This is a genomic window from Amycolatopsis keratiniphila, from assembly GCF_000400635.2.
GTDB lineage: Bacteria > Actinomycetota > Actinomycetes > Mycobacteriales > Pseudonocardiaceae > Amycolatopsis > Amycolatopsis keratiniphila.
The window spans coordinates 3,689,378-3,711,484 of the sequence record NC_021252.1; the positions used below are offsets into that span (position 1 = coordinate 3,689,378).

Consider the following 22,107-nt stretch of genomic DNA (forward strand, 5'->3'; position numbering starts at 1 on the left):
CAACTACTTGAGGAGTTGGACATGGCTTACGAGATCCTGGGCACCCCGCAGGCGCCGACCTTCGGCCTGGACACCTTCGGCGACGTCGGGAACGACGCGAACGGCCGGCCGGTGAGCCAGGCCGAGGCGATCCGCGAGGTCGTGGCCGAGGGTGTCCTCGCCGACCAGGTGGGCGTGGACTACTTCGGCGTCGGCGAACACCACCGCGCGGAGATGGCGGTGTCCTCACCGGACGTCGTGCTGGCCGCGATCGCGGGCCGGACCGAGCGGATCCGGCTGGGCACGGCGGTCACGGTGCTCAGCTCGGACGACCCGGTGCGGGTGTACGAGCGGTTCGCCACGCTGGACGCGGTTTCCCGGGGACGCGCGGAGGTCACGCTCGGCCGTGGCTCCTTCACCGAGTCGTTCCCGCTGTTCGGCTACTCGCTGGAGGACTACGAAGCGCTGTTCGCCGAGAAGCTCGACCTGTTCACGCATCTGCAAGCGGAGAAGCCGGTCGACTGGTCCGGGACCGTCCGCCCGGCCCTCGAAGGCGCGCAGGCCTTCCCGGTCACCGAATCGGGCAGCCTCCCCGCGTGGGTCGGGGTCGGCGGCACCCCGCAGTCGGTCGTCCGCGCCGCGGCGTACGGCCTGCCGCTGGTGATGGCGGTGATCGGCGGGTCGCCGGAACGGTTCACCCCGCTCGCCGACCTGTACCGGCGCGCCCTGAAGGAGGCGGGCCACCAGGAGCTGCCGATCTCGATGCACAGCCCCGGCCACATCGCCGAGACCGACGAACTGGCCGTCTCCCAGCATTTCTCGCACCACCAGGCCGCGTTCGCCAAGATCGGCGCCGAACGGGGCTGGGGCCCGATGTCCCGGGCCGACTACGACGCCATGGCGGGCCCGCGCGGCGCGTTGTTCGTCGGCTCTCCCGAGACCGTCGCGCAGAAGATCGCCTGGGCGGTGCGGACCCTGGGCCTGTCGCGGTTCCAGCTCAAGTACAGCGTCGGCGAGCTTCCGCACGAGCAGCGTCTGAACTCCATCCGGCTTTACGGCGAGCAGGTCGTACCGCGGGTGAAGGAGTTGCTCGGTTAGGGCGTGTCTCCCAGAACGAAGTTCGGCTGGTAGGTGAGGACACGCGCGCGCGTTTCTCTTCGGCCGGAGGCCTCGGATTTGCGGAGGTGGGCCGTTGACACGGCTGAGCGAGATCAGCTGATGCCGCGGCCCGGCTACGGAAATCCGAAAGCGCGCCTTAAGAGACACAGCTAGCCTCGAAGGCGTGGTGTTCGATTCCGAGCGATTCGACCTTCAGCCCTACACCGGTTTCGACATGTCCCGCTATGTCCGGCGGACCTATTGCAGCTGGGAGGATTCCGGCTGGGAGTCGCTGCTCGTCCAGCGGTTCGACCACGTTCCCGTCGCGGAGGACCTGCGGCTGCCCGCCGTCGCGGATCTGCATCTGGTCCTGCCGCTTTCCGGGCGGGCGGTGATGGAGACCCGCGGCGAAGGCCGGTGGAACCGGTACGAATGGGGACGGCTCGAACTCGCCGTTCCCGGCAGGCCGCTGCGGCGCCGCTACCGCGGGGACGGATCGATGCGCAGCCTGCAGGTGCACATCCCTGGCACCACGGTGGAATCGGTCGCCGCGCGGCTGGGTGGCCGCGCGGTGGACCACGAGGCGATGGCGGCGTCCGTGGCCGAGGGCGATCCGTTGCTCGACGAACTGGTCCGGGCGGTCGGGAACGCGAGGGAGGACGACGACCTCTACGCCGAATCCGCGGCCGCCTTCCTCACTGTGCACCTGCTCACCCGTCACGCGCGGAAGCCGGGCCCGCCGAGCGCGGGCCGGGAGGACGACCGGGTCCGCGCGGCCGTCGCGATGATGCGGGACCGCCTGGCCGATCCGCTCAGTGTCGCCGAAATCGCCGGCGAGGTGCATCTGAGCGTCTACCACTTCATCCGGGTCTTCAAGGAGAAGACCGGCGAGACACCACACCGCTTTCTCGGCGGGCTCCGGATCGAAGAGGCGCGAAGGTTGTTGCGGGGCACCGATCTCCCGATCGCCGCCATCGCGGGAAGATGCGGGTTCGCCACTCCCGGCGCACTGTCGGCCGCTTTCCTGAAGCACACCGGATCGCGGCCGTCGGAGTACCGCAATTCCTGATCACCGCGCCGCAATCCGGCGCATGGTGGCCTCACCCGGCCGTTCCTAGGGTGAGCCTTGTGAGTGGAATGCAGTCGTACGACGTCACCGCCGAATCGTCGGCGCCGCCCGCCGCGGTGTGGGCCCTGCTGGTGGATGCCCGCAGCTGGCCGGTCTGGTCCCGGGTCGGCTCCCTGGAAGTCGCCGCGTCACAAGGACTTTCGACCGACGGCCGGGACGAGGTCGGCGCGGTTCGCGCCTTCCGCACCGGCAAGACGGTCACCAAGGAGCGGATCACCGCCCTCGACCCGGAACGCCGGTTCGCCTACGAGGGGGTGGACGTCCCGGTGATGCTGGACTACCGGGCTTCGGTCGATCTGTGCGAAACGCCCGGTGGGGGAACGCGGATCCGTTGGCACGGAACGTATCGCGTGGGCAAGGGGAGCGCGTGGATCTTCCGGTGGTACCTCCGGCGCTTCGTGCGCGACATGGCGACCGGGCTCGCCGGTCACGCCGGCGGCCCGGTCCGGAGGCCATGACGGAAAATCAGTGCCGATGCGCGGCTTCGCGGTGGAAGCCCGCGATCATCGCTTCGGTGCTCGGCGGGTTGAACGGCTGGCCGAGGGTGCGCATGAGCGAGTTCACGCTGGGGCGGTACATCCCCGTCTTGCAGTAGCGGGATCCCTCGAAGACGCCGACCGTGCCGCCGTCGGGGGAGGGCTTGCCGAGCCACTTGTACCACTTGGCTTGGCGGTCCTTCATCTGCTGTGCGGTGAGCGCGGAAGCGTTGGGCTCCCGGGGTTCTCGGGTGTCGCAGGTGCCGTAGTCGTACTCGTCGGCCAGCCCGCCGATCGAGTGCCCGAGTTCGTGGGCGACGATCTGGCTGGCCTGGATGTTGCCGCCGGAAGAGGTCGCGACCCCACCGCCCGCGCCGCCGTACTTCGTGGTGTTGGCCAGCATGATGACCTGATCGACGTCCGGCGCGGCCGCGGCGTACTGGTTCGCCTTGGTTTCGTTGACGCACAACAGCCGTTCGATGCCGCCGCACCAGAAGTACGAGCCCAGCGCGGTGTTGCGCCGGATGCCCTGGGTCGGGTCGTTGGTGATTCCGGACTGGGGCGAGACGACGTCGACCTGCCAGAGGTTGAACTGCCTGCGGTAGCTCTTGTACGGCTCGATGGCGAACAGCGCCGCGATACTGGACCGGACGTGCTGCGCGTACGTGCCCAGCTGCGTGGAGGTGTAGCCGTCACCGACGAAGACCAGGTCGAAGGTGGTCTCGCTGGGGCCGTTGGTCTCGATCGGGGTCACCGCGGCGGCGGCCACGATCTGCTGCGGCGCGGCCGCCCGGTCCGAAGCGGGCCGGGTGACGTCCACCCTGGTGATGGTTCCTCCGGGCTCGAAGGCCTCCATCGACGTCGTGAATCGGGGAGCCGCCGACGCCGTCGCGGGAACGAGCCCGGCGACGAGGACGGCGGTCAGCGCGAGCATGAGGCAGGCGCGTCGCATGCGTACTCCTTGCGGGGAGGGGAGAGAGGGGAGGGGCAGGGAGGGGAGTACGGAAAACGATCCCGACTTTCGACGGCTTCCGGCACATCCCAAGTGGCCATAAGGTCCGCGTGATGGACGTCGAGTTACGTCATCTGCGAGTGGTGTGCGCCGTCGCCGACGCGGGCAGCATCACGCGCGCGGCGATCCGGATCGGGAGCACCCAGCCCGCGCTGACCGCCGCCGTGCAACGGATCGAGCGTGCGTTCGGGGGAACCTTGTTCGTCCGGGGACGCGACGGGGTCTTCCCGACGGCGTTCGGCGAATGCGTACTCGTCCGCGCCCGTGCCGTCCTCGCCGCGGCGGACACGATGCACCGGGACGCGGCGCGTTTCCTGGCGGAGGGCGAGAAACGTCCGGTCGCGCTGGGTGGGATCGGCGGGTCCATGGTCGTCGAGCTGGCGGACCGGCTCGGGGATTCCGGCCGGGGACAAGCGGTTTCGGTGACCACGGAGTTCTCTCCGTTGCGGCTGCTGGATCTCGTGGCAGGCGGGCAACTCGACGCCGCGGTCGTCGCCGACTATCCCGGCCACCTCCTGCCATCGGCGCCGGGGGTGGCGTCGCGGCCGCTGGCGACACAACCGGTGTTCGTGGCGATCGCGGCGAACCATCCCGCGGCCCGCCGCGCCGAGATCGACCTCGCCGAGCTCGCCGGGGAACGGTGGGTGCTCGGACCGTCCGACGGTGCCGGATGGCCGGAGTGTTTCGAGGAAGCCTGCGCCCGCGCGGGATTCCGGCCGCAGGTCGCGCACCGGAGTACGGAATTGCGTCCCCTGCAACGTCTGATCGCGGCGGGCCGGGCGATTTCCCCGTGCCAGGTCACCTTTCCCCCGTCACCCGGGATCGCGATCCGGCCGCTCGCGGGGGATCCGCTGTGGATGCGGTATCTGATCGCTTGGAGCGCGGAAGGAGCCTTCGGCGGGGACACCGACGCCTTGATCGCGGCGGCCGAGGCGGCTTACCGCTCCGATACCGAAACCAGCCTTCCCTATCGCCACTGGCTCGCTCGTCGCGCTGGGCCGATCGAGGAGCGGGCGTCCATCGGGTGACACCTGGTCGGGGAATTCCCCTTGTCGGGCAGGGGGTTCTAGCCTCGGATCACCTCATCGACGAAGGGTAAGAAATTGCGTCTGCGCGCCCTGCTGGCCGCTGCTGTCCTGACCATCACCACCGCTCCGGCCGCGTTCGCCGCGCCGGACGTCGCCCACGGCACCGATGTCCCACCGGGGCGGTTCGGGTTCGTCGCGAAGATCGCGATGACGAAGATCCCACGCCCCGACGGCTCGACCTACAGCAGCTACTGCACGGGTGCGCTGGTCGCGCCCGGCTGGGTGGTCACCACGGGGCACTGCTTCCACGACGCGCACCGGAAGCGGGTCGCGGGCAAGATGCCGTACCCGACGATGGTGACGCTGGGCCTGGTCGACGAGGCGGTCGAATCGGGTGTGGCGCGCAAGGCGACCGAAGTGCTGCAGGCGAAGGAAAACGACGTCGCCCTCATCAAGCTGGACACGCCGGTGACGACGGTGACCCCGCTGACCGTGAGCCGGGTCCTCCCGAAGGTCGGCCAGCAGCTGACCTTGGCGGGGTGGGGAAGCCTGACCGCCAAGAATCCCGCTCCGGCCACCCGGATGCAGCAAGGCACCGTGCAGGTGGCGACGGTGGCCCCGACGACGATCGGCGTCCGCGGCGCAGCGCCGTCGATCACGACCAGTGCCTGCACCTACGACTCGGGGGCGCCGTACTTCGTCCCCGGCGACACGGGCGGCGCGCTGGTCTCGCTGGAGGCCACCGGGCCGGACTGCCCGCACGCCGGCATCGAGACGACCTCCCGCGCGGACGTCATCGCGGACTGGATCGCCACCCATACGGGCTAACCGACCGTTTCGGCCGGTGGCGCATCGGGTAGTGGCGTGGGCAGGAGGTAGTGCGATGACGAATCCTCGAACGACCGCGCCTCCGGCGCCGCCGGACCCCATGCCGCCGGAACCCGGTATCCCCGAACCGGTGCCCGACCCGGGCAAGCCGGTCCCGGGCCCCGGGGTGCCCGAACGGCTCCCCGATCCGGGGCCGGACCGCCCGATCCCGGAACCCGAGAGCCCGCCCGAGTCCCAGCCGGGGCCGGCGGGGCTCAGAGGGTGAACGCGAGCCAGAGCGCGAGCCAGGCGCAGGCCGCGATGGCGACGACGACCGCGACCACCCGCAGGCCCGCGGTGGCGATCCGGAGCGACGCGGTGCCGGTGTGGTGTCGGTGATTCCCCATGATGACGCCCTCCTTTCCAAGATCACCATCCGCTCCCGGCGCGTTCGCCGCAGCGGGGATGGTCTGTCCGGGTGACCCCAACCGGGTGAGGGCTTCCCGCATTGAGAGGACGAAATGCGGGGTGGTCAGAGCCAGTTGTTGTGCGTGGCGAAGACGCCGAGCTGGAACCGGCTGGAGACGCCCGCGCGGTCCATCAGCGTTTCGAGATAGCGGAACAGGGTGCGTCTGCTGACGCCCAGTTCGGTAGCGATCTCGTCGTCCTTGCGCCCGGCGGCCAGCAGGATCAGCAGCTCCCGCTCGATCGGCCGGATCGGCTGGTCGGCCGTCCGGCCCCGACGGTCGATCGGGAGCGCGGCCGCCCAGGACGTTTCGAACAGCCCTTCCAGCGCGGAGAAGAGGCTGCAAGGGCGCACGATGACGATGGACTGGTTGCGATCGGCCTCGCGGATGGTCAGCGCGATGGTGGCAGCACGGTCGTCGAACAGCGTCAGCTTCACCGGGAGTTCGGGCAGCAGCCGTGCCTGCTCACCGGCTCGCAGGCACGGCAGGATGTTCGCGGCCAGATAGCCGGGATCGCCGAACGACGCTCCACTGTAGACACAGCGGTAGCCGATCCCGCGCCGCAGTTGCTCCTCTTCCAGGAGATTCCGGCGGCCGCCGGTGAAATAGGGCGGGGAATCGAGACGGCGCACCTGATGCCGCACCGTGGTCGCGAGGTGCTGCAGCCGGGGGATGATGGCGTCGCCGGTGACCACTTCGAGCAGGTCCTGCGCGTTCGGCATCCCCGAATGCGCCCGCTTGAAGGCACGGTACGCGGTCTGGACCGCGAGCCGGGCGTCGTGCAGTTCGGCCTGCCGTCGCGTGGTCAGCGCGGTGAGCGCTTCGCTGGGGTTCGCCGGGAGGTATTCGTGTCCGTCCACTCCGGACGATACCGCGAGCCCTGCGTCGGCCAGTTCCTTCAGCGCCAGCTCGACGTTCTCCGCGTCACCGTCCCGCCAGGACAGTTCCTTGGCGGTGACGGGTGCGCTTTCGAGCATCCGCCGGTAGATCCGGGCGGCGGTCTCGCCGAGGCCCAGCCTGCTCAGCTGCGGGCCGAGCCCGTCCGGAGCCGTCGATGCCACTTTCCACCTGCCTCTCAGCGGTCCGGGAGCGGCGGCGCCACCGCTCCCGGACCGATTCGGACCTAGACTCCCGACGTGTTCCGGATCCAGGTGCGGTTCGCCGAGATGCTGGTGTGCGTGGAGGTGTCCACCTTGTTGCCCGCGATGTGCACGCCGACCTGCTTGCCGCCGACGAAGACCGGCCCGCCGGAGTCGCCGCCGTTGGTCAGCCCGTTGCCGCGGCGGGCCTTGATCAGTCCATTCCCGACACTGGTCACGGTCATCCGGGCGACCTTGAGGTAACGCTGCAGATCGCCGTCTTCGTTGTAGCCCCAGCCATAAACGTATTCGGTGTCGCCGACCGCGACGGAGGTGCCGAGCGACGCGTACGTCGTGGTCACCGAGCGGTCCAGTTTCAGCAGTGCGATGTCGGCGCCGTTGGACGGTGTGTGGATTTCGGCCACCACCGCGTACGTTCCGGCCTGGTGGTCGACGTCGCCCACCCGGACGGAGTATTCGGCGCCGGGCTCGTCGATGCAGTGCTCGGCGGTGAGGACCCAGCGGGCGCTGATGATCGAACCGGAGCACCACTGCGCGCCGTTCTGCTCGATCATGGCGGCCCACGGGCCGGACTGGGCGTATTCGCCGTCGATGATGGGGGCCGCGACGGCGGCGGGAGCGACCGTCGTGAGCCCGGCCGCGCACAGCAGGGCGGTGAGGAGACCTCGGATGCGCATGGGTGCCTTCCAATGCAGGGGAAACAGGGAAATCGACGGGTCACCCGTTTACGGCCACGGCAGATCACCAGGGATCGCCCGGCCGGATCCGATACCGGTTTTCTCATGCTAGGCAAGCGGATACGGCGGTTGATAGCGACTAAAGACGGGAGAAGGCCGCGGTGGGCGGCGCGGGACCCGGGCTTTCGGCACTCGAGTGCCGGTGGCACCGATGTGCCAGGTGTGTTCCGGCTGAGGCCGGTTCCAGGCCTTCACGGACTGGCGAGGCGTGATCGACTAGCGACGTCGGCGACGCTCTGGCGGCCGCGGGTCGAGCAGTTCCTCGGCGAGCAGGATGGCCCGGTCCGACAGCGTGCCGGACAACCGCTCCACCGAATCGCCGATCCGCCCCGCTTCCCGGCGGACACCCTCGCCCACGGGCTTGCTGTGCCGATCGGCGAGGCCCGCGAGTCTGCTCCCCGAGACCAGGACCAGATCGGCGAGCCGCTCGCCCAGTTCGGTCAGCCGGTTCGCCGTCCTGCCCGCGCGGCGCGCCACCAGATCTTCGGTCTCCCGCCGCAGCTCACGGACCGCGGACCGTGACTCGGCCGTCGTCCCGGTGAGTGCGGACCTCAAGGTTTTCGTCACGTCCATCAGGGTTCGACCTCCACGCCGCCAGCCTGCGTTGAGTGTACAACTGTGCACCGTATTCGCGGAATACGTGACCCCGCCTTCCCTTGCTGCATCTAAAAGAAGCGGTGTCGGCCCACGGTCGGAGAACGTGCGTAGTCGTCAGCAAGGCGTGACCGCACCTTAAGTCGTGGGAAGTCGCAAAATTTCGGAAAGCAGTCAACTTCTTGCATTTTGTCTCCGGGTTGTTGCATGCTCGTACGGCTCTGGCTCCCTCCCCGCCGTCTCAAAGAAGAGAAGACGCCATGACACGTATGCGCCTGTCCCGGATCGTCGCCGGTCTCCTGGTCGCAGGGCTTTCCGTCGCCGGACTCTCCTTCGCCTCCGCCGCGAGCGGGCCACCGGAAGCCGCCGCCCCACCCGGTCCGGCGGCGCTCGCCGAAGTGCCGTTGACCCGCACGGTGTCGGCGAGCAGCGCGTTGCCCGGCTATCCCGTCGCGAACGCCGTCGACGGAAACCAGGAGAGCTACTGGGAATCCGCCAACAACGCGTTCCCGCAGTGGATCCAGGCCGACCTCGGGGTGGCCAAATCCCTGTCGCGGATCGTGCTGAAACTGCCGTCCGGCTGGGAATCCCGCACCCAGACGCTGGCCGTGCGCGGAAGCGCCGACGGCACCGCGTTCACCGACCTCGTCGCGCCCGCCGGCTACGTGTTCGCGCCCGGCGTCAACACCGTCATGATTCCGATGACCGCGTCGGCCCGCTACGTGCGGCTGCAGATCACCGCGAACACGCGCTGGCCCGCCGCGCAGCTGTCGGAATTCGAGCTGTACGGACCGGACACCGGTGACACCCAGGCGCCGACCGCGCCCGCGAATCTCGCGCTGACCGAGCCCGCCGCCGGCCAGATCCGGCTGGCCTGGTCGCCCTCGGCGGACAACGTCGGGGTCACCGGGTACACCGTCTATCGCGACGGCACGCCGGTCACGACGGTCACCGGCACCACGTTCACCGAATCCCGGCCCGCCGGGACAAGGGTCGAGTACTTCGTGCGCGCCAAGGACGCGGCGGGCAACGAGTCCGGCGACAGCAACCACGTGGTGCGCTCCGGGACGAGCGCGGGCGCGAACCTGGCGGCGGGCAAACCGATCGAGGCCACGTCGGCGGTCCACTCGTTCGTCCCCGCCAACGCCAACGACAACAACACCGTCACGTACTGGGAGTCCGCCGCGGGCTATCCGAACTCGCTGACGGTGAAACTCGGCGTCGATGCGGACGTCGACTCGATCGCGGTGAAGCTCAACCCGGACGCGATCTGGGGTGCGCGGACGCAGAATTTCGAGATCCTCGGCCGCGCGCAGGGCGCCACCGCGTTCACCTCTCTTTCAGCACGTGCCGACCACCGCTTCGACCCCGCCACCAACCAGAACTCGGTGGTCGTATCGGTCAGCGGCCGCGCTTCGGACGTGCGCCTGCAGTTCTTCGCCAACTCCGGCGCCCCCGGCGGCCAGGTCGCGGAATTCCAGGTGATCGGCACGCCCGCGCCGAACCCGGACCTCGTCGTCACCGGCACGACCTGGACGCCGTCGAATCCGACGGAGACCAGCAAACTCGCCGTCTCGGCCACGGTGAAGAACGCCGGCACCGCGAACGCGGCCGCCACGACCGTGAACGTCAGTCTCGGCGGCACCGTCGTCGGCGAAGCGGCGGTCGGCGCGCTCGCCGCCGGAGCGTCCACGACGGTGACCGTCGACGCGGGAACGCGTCCGCAGGGGACGTACACCGTGGCCGCCACCGCGGATCCGGCGGGCACCGTGGCCGAGCAGAACGAAGCCAACAACACCTACACCTCGCCGACCCCGCTGGTCGTCGCGCAGGCGGCGGGGCCGGATCTCGAGGTCACCGGCATCACGTCGAATCCGCCCAACCCGGCGGCCGGTTCGGCGGTGTCCTTCACCGTCGCGGTGCGCAACCGCGGCACGAGCGGCGCGGACGCTTCGGTGACGCGGCTGACCGTCGGCGGCACCACGCTGACCGGCACCACCGGCGCGATCGGGGCGGGGGCCACCGCGAACGTCGCGATCGCGGGCACCTGGACCGCCGCCGACGGTGGCGCGACCCTGACCGCGACGGCCGACGCGACCGGCACGGTCACGGAGACCAACGAGTCCAACAACAGCCTCTCACGGGCGATCGTCGTGGGCCGCGGCGCGGCCGTCCCGTACGTCGAGTACGAGGCGGAAGCCGCGCAGTACCAAGGACAACTGCTGGAAGCCGACCCGTTGCGCACCTTCGGCCACACGAACTTCGCGACCGAGTCCTCCGGCCGCAAGTCCGTACGGCTGGCGAATCAGGGGCAGTACGTGGAGTTCACGTCGGCGAACGAGGCGAACTCGATCGTCGTGCGCAACTCCATCCCGGACGCCCCTGGCGGTGGCGGGCAGGACGCGACCCTCAGCCTCTACGTCAACGGGACGTTCGCGCAAAAGCTGACGCTGTCGTCGAAGCACAGCTGGCTCTACGGCAGCACCGACGACCCCGAAGGCCTGACCAACACCCCGCAGGCGGACGCGCGGCGCCTGTTCGACGAGTCGCACGCGCTGCTGTCCCGGTCGTATCCGCCGGGCACGAAGTTCAAGCTGCAGCGGGACATTGGTGACAACGCGGCGTTCTACATCGTCGATCTCATCGATCTGGAGCAGGTCGCCCCGGCGTCGGAGAAACCGGCGAACTGCACGTCGATCACGGAGTACGGCGCCGTGCCGAACGACGGGAGCGACGATTCGGCGGCGATCCAGCGCGCGGTGACCGACGACCAGAACGGCGTGATCGCCTGTGTCTGGATCCCGGCGGGGCAGTGGCGGCAGGAGAAGAAGATCCTGACCGACGACCCGAACGTGCCCAACGGCGGCGGCCAGTACAACCAGGTCGGCATCTCCAACGTGACGATCCGGGGCGCCGGCATGTGGCATTCGCAGCTCTACTCGCTGATCGAGCCGCAGAACGCGGGTGGCATCAACCATCCGCACGAGGGCAACTTCGGCTTCGACATCGACAAGAACACGCAGATCTCCGACATCGCCATCTTCGGTTCCGGCCGGATCCGGGGCGGGGACGGCGGCGCGGAAGGCGGCGTCGGGCTCAACGGCCGGTTCGGCACGGGCACGAAGATCACGAACGTGTGGATCGAGCACGCCAACGTCGGCGCGTGGGTCGGCCGGGACTACAGCAATGTCCCGGCGCTCTGGGGGCCGGGTGACGGCCTCGAGTTCAGCGGCATGCGGATCCGGAACACCTACGCCGACGGCATCAACTTCACCAACGGCACACGGAACTCGAAGGTGTTCAACTCGTCGTTCCGCACCACCGGTGACGACTCGCTCGCGGTGTGGGCGAACCAGTACGTGAAGGACCCTTCGCAGGACATCGCGCACGACAACGTGTTCGCCAACAACACGATCCAGCTTCCGTGGCGTGCCAACGGGATCGCGGTCTACGGCGGCTACGGCAACAAGATCGAGAACAACATCGTCCACGACACGATGAACTACCCGGGCATCATGCTGGCGACGGATCACGACCCGCTGCCGTTCTCCGGGGAGACGCTCATCGCGAACAACGCCCTGTACCGCTGCGGCGGCGTGTTCTGGGGCGAGCAGCAGGAGTTCGGCGCGATCACGTTCTTCGCGCAGGGCAAGGACATTCCCGGCGTCGTGCTGCGGGACACGGAGATCCACGACTCGACCTACGACGGTGTCCAGTTCAAGACGGGCGGCGGCGTCGTGACCGCGGCCCTCACCAACGTCAAGATCGACAAGTCGAACAACGGTGCGGGCATCCTCGCGATGAGGGGCGCCCGTGGCAGCGCGACCTTGACGAATGTGACGATCAGCGACTCCGCGAACGGCGATGTCGTCCGTGAGCCGGGGTCGCAGTTCGTGATCAACGGTGCCCCGGTGCCGGCGGTGGTCTCGTCGGGCCGCCGCGGCATCCGGTAGGCGGAATCCGTGCCCGGGGCCGGAGTGGGCGACCACTCCGGCCCCTTTCACGTCCGGGGGCTCAGCCCCGCCACGGCCAGCCGGAACAGCCGGCCCGCCTGGGCTGCCGGATCCGGGTGATGCTCGGTGGCCAGGACGATGCCGACGATCAGCGTGACGAGTTCCGCGACGGTGACTTCCGGCCGCACCGCGCCGTCCCGCACGGCCCGCCGCAGGAGCGGTTCCCCCGCGTCTTCGATGGCGGTGGAACAGGAGTTTTCGTGCGTGGGCCCGTCGTACGACAGCGCGGCCGCGAGGCCACGGGCGGAGACGCAGTAGGCGACGAGCTCGTCGAGCCAGGTCAAGAGCGCTTTCCGGCTGTCCTCCTCGCCGGTCAATTCGGCGGCGCGGGCGCACAACGCGGCGATCCGGTTCGCGGAGACCGCCTCCAGCAGCGCCCGTCGGGTGGGGAAGTGGCGGCGCACGGTGGCCGAGCCGACGTTGGCGGTGCGGGCGATCTGTTCCAGCGAGGCGCTGGAGCCATGGGCCGCGACCTCTTCCTCGGCCACCGCGAGGATGCGCGCGTAGTTCCGCCGTGCGTCGGCGCGCTGACCGTCGGACATGGCTTCACCTCGGTGTTTGCGTAAGTGGCGGGGCCCGCCATATTGTAGCGGAGGTTAAGTGGCGGGCCCCGCCACTTAGTCGACCGAAGGAGTCACCATGTCCGCAGCACCCGTTTTGGTCACCGGCGCCACCGGCAGGCAGGGCGGTGCGACCGCCCGCGCCCTGCTCGCGGCCGGCGTCCCCGTCCGCGCGCTCGTCCGGGATCCGGTTAAGGCGAAGGCCGTCGAAGCGCTCGGCGCCGAACTCGTCGTCGGCGATCTCCACGACGTCGAGTCCGTGACCCGCGCGGCCAAGGGGGCTCGCGCCGTTTTCTCCGTGCAGATGCCCGGAATGAACGAAGACGGATTCGACTTCGCGGGGGAGGTGACCCAAGGCGTCAACCTCATCAAGGGTGCGAAGGCGGCGGGCGTGCCGCAGTTCGTGCACACCTCGGTCTCGGGAGCCGGACAGCACGTCGAGGCGGACGGATGGGCCGAAGGGCGCTGGTCCTCGATGGAGCCGACGCTGGGCGCCAAGGCCGCGATCCAGGATCACCTCCGCGAGGCGGGCTTTCCGCGGTGGACACTGCTCAAGCCCGGCTTCTTCATGGAGAACTTCCTGCCCGACATGAAGTTCCTGTTCCCGCGCGGGGTGGACGGCGGCCTGGTGAGCGTCATCAAGCCCTCGACGTCCCTGTCGCTCGCCGCCGTCGACGACATCGGTACCGCCGCCGCGGCGGCCATCGCCGAACCGGACCGATTCGCTGGGGTGGAGCTCGAGCTCGCGAGCGACTTCCTGACCATGACGGAGATCGCCGGGATCCTGTCCGGTGTGCTGGGGACGAAGCTGGCCGCCCCGGACATGACCGTCGAGCAGGCGGTCGCCGCCGGGATGCCGCCGATGGGCGCTTCGCACGAGTGGCTGAACGTGATCGGCCAGCCGGGGCGGCCGGAATACGCGCGGGACCTCGGCATCCCGCTCACCGGTTTCGCCGACTGGGCGCGGAAATACCTTGCGTAGCGGGTGATCGTTGAGGCATGCGCATCGAACCCCTGCTGAGCCATCTCGACCGTGAGGATCCCGGCGGCGTCCTCGGGTTGTACCTCTTCGGTTCCGGCGCGGCGGGCGGGCTCACACCGGACAGCGACGTCGATCTGCTGCTGGTCACCCGCCGGTCGCTCGGTGAAGACGAACGTGCCGCTCTGGTGTCACTGCTGTTGCGGCTTTCGGGCTGGCGCGGCCACGCCGGCCGCTTTCCCGGCGCGGCGGACCGGCGTCCGATCGAGTTGACCGGGATCGTGGCCGGGGGCGAACCGTCTCGCCGGGATTTCCAGTACGGGGAATGGCTTCGGGAGGAGTTCGTCAAGGGGCTTCTTCCCGGGCCTGCCGAGGATCCCGATGTCGTGATCCTCGCGGCCACGGCCCATGCGGCGCACCGGGTTCTACGTGGTCCCGCACTCGCGGAGGTCGTCGATCCGGTGTCACCGGATCTGCTTCGCGACGCGGCACTCGGCGTCATCCCCGGCCTCCTGTCGGAGATCGAAGGCGACGAACGCAATGTCCTGCTTACGCTCGCGCGCATCGTCGTGACCGTCGAAACGGGACGGATCGTCTCGAAGGACACCGCGGCGGCGATGGTCGGCGGCGGGGTGCTGCTGGAACACGCGCGGGCGGGTTACCTCGGCACGGCTTCCGATGACTGGACCGGGCTTTCGGCGGAGGTGGCCTCGCTCGCGAGTGCCCTCGCGGACCGGGCGAGGGGCGTTTGACAAAGCGGAACGCTGCTCCGTATGTTTGTGGAACAGTGTTCCGCTTAACTTGCGAAGGAAGTTCACATGAGCACGCCAGTGATGTCGATCGCCCCGGTGGAGCTGTCCACGCCGGACCGGGCCGTGGACCTGCGGCTGCGGATCTCCGCGCCGTCGGCCGGCGGCGAGCTGCCGATCATCCTGTTGTCGCACGGGCAGGGTCCTTCGAACCATCTCTCGTCGTTGCACGGCTACGCCCCGCTCGTGAACCAGTGGGCGGCGCACGGATTCGCCGTCGTCCAGCCGACCCATCTGAGCTCGCGGTCGCTGAACCTGCCGCCCGGCGAACCGGAAGCGCCGCTGTACCCACGGTCCAGGGCCGAGGACATGATCCGGATCCTCGACCGGCTCGACGAGATCGAGGACGCCGTCCCGATGCTGCGCGGCAGACTGGACCGGGGGAGGGGCGCGGTCGCCGGGCATTCGATGGGCGGGCACACCGCGAGCCTCCTGCTGGGCGCGCGATACACGGATCCCCGCAGCGGTGAGGAAGTACGCCTCGCCGAGCCCCGGATCTCGGCCGGTGTCCTGCTCGCCGCGCCCGGCCGCGGCGGCGACGCGGTCACCGGGTTCGTGGCCGAGAACTACCCCTTCTTCCTCAGCACGGATTTCTCCGCGATGACGACCCCCGCGCTCGTCGTCGCCGGGGACAAGGACGACTCCGGTCATCTGACGGTCCTAGGCCCGGAATGGCACACCGACCCGTATTTCCTTGCGCCAGGCCGGAAAACGCTGCTCACCCTGTTCGGCGCCGAGCACGGGCTCGGCGGAGTGTCCGGCTATGACGTCGCCGAGACGACGGACGAGAATCCGGAGCGGGTGGCCGCGGTGGGGCGCCTCACCGCGGCCTACCTTCGCTCCGAGTTCTACCCGGGCGACACCGCCTGGCAAGCGGCTTGCGAGGAACTGGATCCGCTGGGCCGGGTCGAGTCGAAGTATTGAGGGGCAAGTCAAACGTGTCATGTTCGTGATCGAGGCCTCCGCCGGGGTGAAAGCTCCCTTGGCCGCGTCCGACACGGCCAAGGGAGCCTTCGACCCGGGGTCGCGAGTGGCGATGCTCGTTCTATTGAGGGGTAAGCCAAATGTGGCGCGTTGTGCCGCCGGAGGCATTAGTGTCCACAGTGGTCACTTCCTGGGCAGCATGCGCCCGCTTTGTGCCTGTAAGTTTGTTTTCGCGGGGAGTCGTGAGTGGTAAAGAGGGTTAGAACGACCATCGCCACTCACGACCCTCGGGCAATACTGCGCAAAGTGCTCAAATCGGGCGCCTTGATCGCGGAAATTGTCCTTTTGGGACAGTCTGAGGGCACGGTGCTGGGTCTCGGTGGCGAGCCCGCTCGCACCGCCGACTCCATCACGCCGCCTTTGACTTACCCCTCAATAGTTCAGCGAGCCTAGGCGGTCCTTGAAGACGTCGCCTTGGTCTCGGCGACCAGCTCGCGGCTCGGAAAGCTGGAGGGGGAGACGAGACGGACGTGGTCGCCCGGCCGTGGCATCGGCGCGATGAGGGGGCGGGGCGGCGCGGTCACCCGATGATCGTGTCAGAGCACCGGGATCTCCGCCCATACCGTCTTGAAGCCGGCGCCGGTGTTCACGCCCCACTTGGCGCTGATCGCCTCGACCAGCGCCAGCCCTCGGCCGTGCGGGCTCGTCGGATCGTCCTTGATCACGCGGTGCGGCCGCAGGCGCGGACGGCGGTCGTCGACCTCGATGCGGACGACGTCCCGTCCCGAGGGGACGGAGACCCTGAGCTCGGCGACGCCGTCCGCGTGTTCGTGCGCGTTGGTGACCAGTTCCGTGGTCAGCAGCTCGGTGTCCGCGATGGTGGTGCGTCCGACCTCGCCCAGCTGCTCCCGCAGCCAGGCCCGGACCGCTCCCAGTGGCGGGGCGATGCCGGTGGGGAATTCGTAAGCCTGTCTTGTACTCGTGATACCCACGCGTTCTCCTTAGCGGGTTTCCCAGCTGGGCCAAGAGCATGGGCGCAGGCATGGAGTACCCAAGGAGCGCGGGGTTCACACGTGGGCGTTCCCGGCGATCGCGGTGACCCTGATCTCGACCCGCATCTTGGGCGCGCCGAGGGCCGCGACGCCGATCTCGGTCCAGATCGGCGCCCGGTCGCCCATGTGCTCGCGGAACTGCGCCACCATCACGCGGTTGTGGGTCTCGCCGATGAAGCCGGGGACCTCCGGGACGTGGTAAGAGTCGACGGAGATGACGTCGCGCCAGGTGGCGCCCGCGGTGGCGAGGGTGCGGGCGACGTTTTCGAAGGCCGTGACGATCTCCTCTTCCAGTGATTCCGGGAAGTTCAAGTCGTCGTCCCAGCCGCCCTGTCCCGAGATCTCGATGCGATCGCCGACGCGTACTGCCTGGCTGTAGCGCATCTCGGTCAGTTGCCGGTCGCCGTAACCGGGTGTGGCGAAGAACTCCGGCTGGGTCATGGTGGATCCCTTCGTTGACTTCATGCTTGAAGTCAAGCTAGCACGACTTAACTTCACGCGTGAAGTCACGGCGTTCTGGGTAAGGTTCCGCCATGGCCGCCCTGGACCCGGACGAAGCACTGTGGCTGACCCCTGCCGAAAAGGAGGCCTGGACCGGGCTGGTCTCCCTGGTCCTCCTGCTGCCGGGGCGGCTCGAGTCGCCGTTGCAGCGCGACGCCGGGCTGACGCTGTTCGAATACCTCGCCCTCAGTCATATTTCGGAGGCGCCGGAACGGCGGCTGCGGATGAGCGAACTGGCCTACCTCGCCAACGGCTCGCTCTCCCGTCTGTCCAATGTGGTCAAACGCTTCGAACAGCGTGGCTGGGTGGAGCGGACGCCGGACCCCGGCGACGGCCGGTACACCCTCGCCGTGCTCACCGACGACGGCTACGACGTGGTGGTCGCGGCCGCGCCCACGCACGTCCGTTCGGTGCGGGAGCTCGTCCTCGACCCGTTGACCTCGGAGGATCAACAGGCGCTGGCCCGGATCGCGGCCAAGCTGCGGACGCGGCCCGTCGATCTCGCCTAGTTGCCGCGGAGGCGCCGAGCCGATCGGCGGGTGAGGCCGGTTACGGGAAGTACGGGTTGTCGTAGGCGTACTCCTTGCAGGAGTCCAGCCCCGGCCGGATGTCCGTGCACACCCGCAGCGTGGGACCGAAGATCCCGTTGGTGTCAGATCCCTCGATGCCCTTCCAGGTGATGGACTTGCCGCAGCCCTCGTTGTTGTCGCGCCGCTTGCCCTGCCACTCGCTCGTCCATCCCTTGTTGATGATGAAGTAGAAGTAGACGGGGTTCCCGTCGCACTTCGCGTCCTTCAACGTGACGTCGGCCTTGAAGCTGCCCCGGCCGGTCCACGTCAGCGTCCCGCTGATGCTCGCGCCGCCGTCCGGCGACTTCCCGGAGATGGATTTCGACTGGTCCGCCGCCGCGGTTCCCGCGCCGGCGAACGTCAGCCCGAGCACCATCCTGGGGTCCTTTCATCCCGCTTTCATGCCATGAAAGAGGCACTCGCACTTCGAGGCGGTCGAATGTGCGCGCGAAGGTACCTTGTGCTCGCGTCGCGGACTTTGGTCCCCTGACGGGGTTCATTTCGCACGCAGAGGGGGAACTCTCGTGTTCAAGAAAATATTCGCCGTACTGTCGGCTTTTTCGATGGTACTCCTCGGACTCGCGGGAACGGCGCACGCCGGTATCACGCAATGGTCCGACGGCTACGAATCGAACCCGTTCGGTGTCTGGGAGCGGGGAATCCAAGGCGGGGACGGGCATTCCTGGATCGACATCGGCATGGGCGTGGCCCGGACCGGCAACAACAACGGCTGGCTCTTCGCCGACCACGGTTGGTCGGCGATGAGGACTCCGAAGTCGCTCAGCGGTTTCCCGTCGAATCGGTCGAATTGCGCCGCCGCGATCCACGCCGACCCGGTCGGTGGTGGAGCGAACATCGGCCTCGAGATCTGGGATCCCAACGGCTGGCGGAAAATCTCCCACACGGTCAAGTGGATCGACGACTGGGCGGGCTATCAGCTCATCACGCTGCCCAATCTCAATCTGAACGGCGTGGGAACCGTCTATCTCCAGCCGATCTACGGCAACAATGGCGGGCCGGCGAAGTACGTCCGCTTGGACGACGCGATCATCCAGTGCGTCTACTGATCCCGAGGTCTCGTCGCGGTATCGATCGGCGCGTGCCGTTGCGACATTCGGTGACTGTTCGCCGGATGAACGCGGATTCCGTCCGGCCGAGCTGATCACGGAAAACGGAGGAAACTTCGACACCTCTCACGCTGAAGAGTGAGAGGTGTCGAAGGTCCTTCGGCTGGACGGCGCAATACGGGTCTGGTCCGAGTAGCCCGGATTCGCGGTAACAGCCCGTTGGGCCTCTTGACACAGGGCGCTCTGGGTGAAGTCCCGCCTTCGCGCTAACGAAAACCGAAATATTCCGTCTTTCCGAGGAAGCCCATAGGAATTCCGGCTCCGGCCGGGTCTGAGGAGGGAAGTCCATGTCACGAAGACCACTGTTCGTCGTCTTGGCCGCGGTCACGGCGATGTTCGCGTCCACCGCGGTCGCCGCCGCGGCCCCGCCGGGAGTCGACCCGGCCACGGTCGATCTCACCCTCGACGCGGGGCAGAGCACGACCGTGACCAAGAACGTGACGACCTCGGCCGTGCCGCCGAACCCCGACCTCGTCCTGCTCGCCGACACCACGGGCAGTATGGGCGGGCCGATCGGCAACGTGCGGTCGAACGCCAGCGCCATCACCGGCGACGTGCTCGCCGCGCAGCCGACCGCGCAGTTCGGCGTGGCCGAGTACAAGGACTTCACCGACTCGGTGCCGTTCAAGGTCAATCAGGGCATCACCGGGGACACGACCGCCGTCCAGGCGGGGATCAACCAGTGGGTGGCCGCGGGCGGCGGGGACACGCCGGAAGCCAACCTGAACGCGCTCTACCAGCTGGCCACCGGCGCGGTCGCCTTCCGTCCGGACGGCACCCGCATCATCGCGTGGTTCGGCGACGCGCCGTCGCACGATCCGAGCGGCGGGCACACACTGGCCCAGACCATCGCGGCGCTGCAGGCGGCGAAGATCCGCGTGGTCGCCGTCAACGTCGGTGCGCTCGACGCCACGGGACAGGCCTCCGCCATCACCTCGGCGACGGGCGGCGTCCTGCTCAACAACGTCCCGGCAGGCCAGGTCTCGCAGGCCATTTTGGACGGCATCAAGTCCATCGAGGTCACCGTGACGCCCAAGGTGACCAGCTGCGACCCGCAGCTCACCGTCACCAACGACCCCGGCAGCGTCAAGGTGCCCAGCGGCGAGGTCGCCACGTTCACCGAGACGATCAAGGTGGCGGCCGGCGCCGCTCCCGGCACCTATCAGTGCGTCGTCGACTACCAGGTGGACGGGGTTTCCCGCGGTTACATCGAGGCCACCACGGTCCGCGTGCTCGGCTTGAGCATCAACGACGTGACGGTCGGCGAGGGCTCCGGGGGCGCGCAGGTCCCGGCGACGTTCACGGTGTCGCTGCTCGGCGGCCCCAGCCCGAATCCGGTGACGGTCCAGTACGCGACCGCCAACGGCACCGCGACCGCGCCCGCCGACTACGCGGCGGTCGGCGGGACGGTCACGTTCGCTCCCGGGCAGACGGCCAAACCGGTGACCGTCCTGGTCAATCCGGACACGGTCGACGAGCCGGACGAGACCTTCACGGTGAACCTCTCGGCCCCGGCCGGTGCCGGACTGATCGACGCGACCGGGGTCGGCACGATCGTCGACGACGACCGTGACGGCGTCTTCTCCTGCACGGGTACCGCGGCGAACGTCCTCGGCGTGACCGCGGCGCGGGCCAACCCGGCGAATCTGCCGTGTGCCGACGACAGCAGCACCGTCGCCGCCGCGACGCTCAACGCCGGTCTGATCAAGGTGGACACCAAGGTGCTGACCGCGTCGACCGATCTGACGCCGGACGACCAGTCGGTGGCTCCGGCCGCGGGCGATCGCGCGCTGGCGTCGGCCAAGATCGACAAGACGGTGATCAGCACGCTCGGGCTGACCATCGAGCTCGGCGTGATCCAGTCCCAGGCGACGGCGACCTGTCAGCCGTCGGCGGGCGGGCTCGCGCCGGTGCTGGCGGGCAGTTCGAACGTCGCCTCGCTGAAGATCAACGGCGAGTCGATCACGGTGGGCTCGGCGCCGCTGACCATCCCGTTGGTCATCGGTTCGCTGAAGCTCAACGGCCAGACCGTGGCGAACGGCGTCGTGAAGCAGCAGGCCGTCGCGCTGGACACCGCGCTCGCGAAGATCGTGCTCGCGGAGTCCCAGGCCGACGTGCACGGAACCTCGGCGCATCCGGCGGGCAACCCCTGCCGTCGCTGAGCCGCTGAACCCCGCCGGGACGGACGGATCCTCGTCCGTCCCGGCGGGACCGGTCAGGGGAGGGCCTTCACCGCGGCCGCGGTGGCGTCGGCGAGGAGCTTGTTGTCGATCTCGGCGTCCTTGTCCGGCCGGTCGGTGAGCACCGAGACGACGATCGGCGCCCGGTTCGGCGGCCACACGACTCCGATGTCGTTGCGTGTGCCGTAAGCCGCCGTGCCGGTCTTGTCGGCGACCGCCCAGCCGGGCACCCCGGCGCGGATGTTCTGATCGCCGGTGGTGTTGGCGCGCATCATGTCGACGAGGATCTTGCGCTTGTCCTCGGGGAGGGCGTCACCGAGCGCGAAGGCACGCAGGCTCACGGCGAGGGCACGCGGCGTGCTGGTGTCCCGGAGGTCACCGGGGAAGGTGTCGTTGAGTTCGGGTTCGATCCGGTCGGCGTGGCTCGTGGTGTCGCCGATCCCGCGGAACACCGCGTTGAGTCCTTCGGGGCCGCCGAGTTCGCGGAAGAGCAGGTTCCCGCCGGTGTTGTCGCTGTAGCGGAGGGTCGCGTCCATGACGGCGCGCAGCGGCAGGCCCGTCGCCACGTGCTTCTCCGTGACCGGCGAATTGACGACCAGGTCCTGCTTCCCGTAGGTCACGGTGCGGTCCAGTTCGGCGATCGGCGTCCGCTGCAGGACACCGCCGGCGCTGAACACCTTGTGCGTCGAGGCGTAGGCGAAGCGTTCGTCGGCGCGGAAGGCGACTTCGCGGCCGGTCGCGGTGTCCACCGCGTACACCCCGACCCGGGCGCCGAAGGCTCGTTCGAGCTGTTCGAAGTCGGCGCTCGCGGTCGGCGCGACCGGCGAAGCGGCGGCGGGAGGTGGCGCGGGGGCAGGTGCGGAACACGCGGCGAGTGATACGGCCGAGAGCGCCAGTAGTGCGGCCCAGCGGCGAGAAGTGACTGACATGCCCGCAGTCTGTCCAGCTCTGGTCATGCTGTCCAAG

Annotated in this window: 23 protein-coding genes; 13 read left to right on the plus strand and 10 right to left on the minus strand. The window is 68.9% G+C overall.

The annotated features are described in order from the left end of the window. Positions 1 to 21: 21 nt before the first annotated feature. The 3 genes from AORI_RS57850 to AORI_RS57860 all read left to right on the plus strand — a co-directional run bounded on the left by AORI_RS57850 (position 22) and on the right by AORI_RS57860 (position 2,664). The gene (locus AORI_RS57850) at positions 22 to 1,077 is read left to right on the plus strand and encodes an LLM class flavin-dependent oxidoreductase (protein ID WP_016333728.1); all 1,056 of its coding nucleotides are present in this window, start codon (positions 22 to 24) and stop codon (positions 1,075 to 1,077) included. A 184-nt stretch (positions 1,078 to 1,261) separates the two neighbouring features. Beyond that, entirely contained in the window at positions 1,262 to 2,146 is an 885-nt protein-coding gene (locus tag AORI_RS57855) for an AraC family transcriptional regulator (protein WP_016333729.1), read from the plus strand. A 68-nt stretch (positions 2,147 to 2,214) separates the two neighbouring features. Then, complete coding sequence (locus AORI_RS57860) at positions 2,215 to 2,664, plus strand: SRPBCC family protein (protein WP_016333730.1); 450 nt, start codon at positions 2,215 to 2,217, stop codon at positions 2,662 to 2,664. A 7-nt stretch (positions 2,665 to 2,671) separates the two neighbouring features. On the opposite strand, the gene AORI_RS57865 is transcribed toward AORI_RS57860, so the two are convergent. Continuing rightward, a complete protein-coding gene (locus AORI_RS57865; protein ID WP_016333731.1) occupies positions 2,672 to 3,634 on the minus strand; it encodes a M64 family metallopeptidase in 963 nt (320 codons plus the stop codon). Positions 3,635 to 3,747: 113 nt separating this feature from the next. Between AORI_RS57865 and AORI_RS57870 the strand changes: the two genes are divergently transcribed. The 3 genes from AORI_RS57870 (at position 3,748) to AORI_RS82890 (ending at position 5,815) form a co-directional block, all read left to right on the plus strand. After that, positions 3,748 to 4,722 (plus strand): LysR family transcriptional regulator, encoded by a 975-nt coding sequence (locus AORI_RS57870; RefSeq protein ID WP_016333732.1) that lies wholly within the window; start codon positions 3,748 to 3,750, stop codon positions 4,720 to 4,722. A gap of 75 nt (positions 4,723 to 4,797) precedes the next feature. Beyond that, the gene (locus tag AORI_RS57875) at positions 4,798 to 5,550 is read left to right on the plus strand and encodes a trypsin-like serine protease (RefSeq protein ID WP_016333733.1); all 753 of its coding nucleotides are present in this window, start codon (positions 4,798 to 4,800) and stop codon (positions 5,548 to 5,550) included. 55 nt (positions 5,551 to 5,605) lie between these two features. Further along, a complete protein-coding gene (locus AORI_RS82890; RefSeq protein ID WP_081809670.1) occupies positions 5,606 to 5,815 on the plus strand; it encodes a hypothetical protein in 210 nt (69 codons plus the stop codon). On the opposite strand, the gene AORI_RS84580 is transcribed toward AORI_RS82890, so the two are convergent. The 4 genes from AORI_RS84580 to AORI_RS57890 form a co-directional block, all read right to left on the minus strand. Then, entirely contained in the window at positions 5,805 to 5,936 is a 132-nt protein-coding gene (locus AORI_RS84580) for a hypothetical protein (protein WP_255431567.1), read from the minus strand. The two genes, AORI_RS82890 and AORI_RS84580, sit on opposite strands and share 11 nt — an antisense overlap. A gap of 125 nt (positions 5,937 to 6,061) precedes the next feature. Continuing rightward, positions 6,062 to 7,057 (minus strand): helix-turn-helix transcriptional regulator, encoded by a 996-nt coding sequence (locus AORI_RS57880; protein ID WP_016333734.1) that lies wholly within the window; start codon positions 7,055 to 7,057, stop codon positions 6,062 to 6,064. A 62-nt stretch (positions 7,058 to 7,119) separates the two neighbouring features. Next, positions 7,120 to 7,773, minus strand: coding sequence for a S1 family peptidase (locus tag AORI_RS57885; protein WP_016333735.1), 654 nt, complete (start codon positions 7,771 to 7,773; stop codon positions 7,120 to 7,122). Between the two features lie 276 nt (positions 7,774 to 8,049). After that, positions 8,050 to 8,406, minus strand: coding sequence for a hypothetical protein (locus tag AORI_RS57890; protein ID WP_016333736.1), 357 nt, complete (start codon positions 8,404 to 8,406; stop codon positions 8,050 to 8,052). Positions 8,407 to 8,687: 281 nt separating this feature from the next. Between AORI_RS57890 and AORI_RS57895 the strand changes: the two genes are divergently transcribed. Then, a complete protein-coding gene (locus AORI_RS57895; protein WP_043848080.1) occupies positions 8,688 to 12,380 on the plus strand; it encodes a CARDB domain-containing protein in 3,693 nt (1,230 codons plus the stop codon). Between the two features lie 47 nt (positions 12,381 to 12,427). Here the strand turns inward: AORI_RS57895 and AORI_RS57900 are convergent, their stop codons facing one another. Continuing rightward, positions 12,428 to 12,982, minus strand: a complete 555-nt coding sequence (locus AORI_RS57900; protein WP_016333738.1) for a TetR/AcrR family transcriptional regulator — start codon at positions 12,980 to 12,982, stop codon at positions 12,428 to 12,430. Positions 12,983 to 13,079: 97 nt separating this feature from the next. Here AORI_RS57900 and AORI_RS57905 point away from each other — a divergent pair, with 97 nt between their 5' ends. From AORI_RS57905 to AORI_RS57915, 3 genes are all read left to right on the plus strand, one after another. After that, positions 13,080 to 13,982 (plus strand): NmrA family NAD(P)-binding protein, encoded by a 903-nt coding sequence (locus AORI_RS57905; RefSeq protein WP_016333739.1) that lies wholly within the window; start codon positions 13,080 to 13,082, stop codon positions 13,980 to 13,982. A gap of 17 nt (positions 13,983 to 13,999) precedes the next feature. Continuing rightward, complete coding sequence (locus tag AORI_RS57910; protein WP_016333740.1) at positions 14,000 to 14,731, plus strand: aminoglycoside adenylyltransferase domain-containing protein; 732 nt, start codon at positions 14,000 to 14,002, stop codon at positions 14,729 to 14,731. 66 nt (positions 14,732 to 14,797) lie between these two features. Further along, complete coding sequence (locus AORI_RS57915) at positions 14,798 to 15,712, plus strand: alpha/beta hydrolase family protein (RefSeq protein ID WP_016333741.1); 915 nt, start codon at positions 14,798 to 14,800, stop codon at positions 15,710 to 15,712. Positions 15,713 to 16,308: 596 nt separating this feature from the next. Here the strand turns inward: AORI_RS57915 and AORI_RS57920 are convergent. Beyond that, positions 16,309 to 16,704 (minus strand): ATP-binding protein, encoded by a 396-nt coding sequence (locus AORI_RS57920; RefSeq protein WP_016333742.1) that lies wholly within the window; start codon positions 16,702 to 16,704, stop codon positions 16,309 to 16,311. Between the two features lie 75 nt (positions 16,705 to 16,779). Next, positions 16,780 to 17,205: a Rid family hydrolase gene (locus AORI_RS57925; RefSeq protein WP_016333743.1), complete on the minus strand. Its 426-nt coding sequence runs from the start codon at positions 17,203 to 17,205 to the stop codon at positions 16,780 to 16,782. Between the two features lie 92 nt (positions 17,206 to 17,297). Here AORI_RS57925 and AORI_RS57930 point away from each other — a divergent pair, with 92 nt between their 5' ends. Beyond that, entirely contained in the window at positions 17,298 to 17,774 is a 477-nt protein-coding gene (locus tag AORI_RS57930) for a MarR family winged helix-turn-helix transcriptional regulator (RefSeq protein ID WP_016333744.1), read from the plus strand. A 40-nt stretch (positions 17,775 to 17,814) separates the two neighbouring features. On the opposite strand, the gene AORI_RS57935 is transcribed toward AORI_RS57930, so the two are convergent. Beyond that, positions 17,815 to 18,210 carry a hypothetical protein gene (locus AORI_RS57935; protein ID WP_016333745.1) on the minus strand — a complete coding sequence of 132 codons (396 nt, stop codon included), beginning with the start codon at positions 18,208 to 18,210 and terminating at the stop codon, positions 17,815 to 17,817. Between the two features lie 187 nt (positions 18,211 to 18,397). On the opposite strand from AORI_RS57935, the gene AORI_RS57940 reads away from it, so the two are divergent. Then, entirely contained in the window at positions 18,398 to 18,901 is a 504-nt protein-coding gene (locus AORI_RS57940) for a hypothetical protein (RefSeq protein ID WP_123798409.1), read from the plus strand. A 347-nt stretch (positions 18,902 to 19,248) separates the two neighbouring features. Continuing rightward, positions 19,249 to 21,123: a Calx-beta domain-containing protein gene (locus AORI_RS57945; protein WP_016333747.1), complete on the plus strand. Its 1,875-nt coding sequence runs from the start codon at positions 19,249 to 19,251 to the stop codon at positions 21,121 to 21,123. A gap of 53 nt (positions 21,124 to 21,176) precedes the next feature. Here the strand turns inward: AORI_RS57945 and bla are convergent, their stop codons facing one another. Continuing rightward, complete coding sequence (bla, locus tag AORI_RS57950) at positions 21,177 to 22,070, minus strand: class A beta-lactamase (RefSeq protein WP_043848082.1); 894 nt, start codon at positions 22,068 to 22,070, stop codon at positions 21,177 to 21,179. Positions 22,071 to 22,107: the final 37 nt, after the last annotated feature.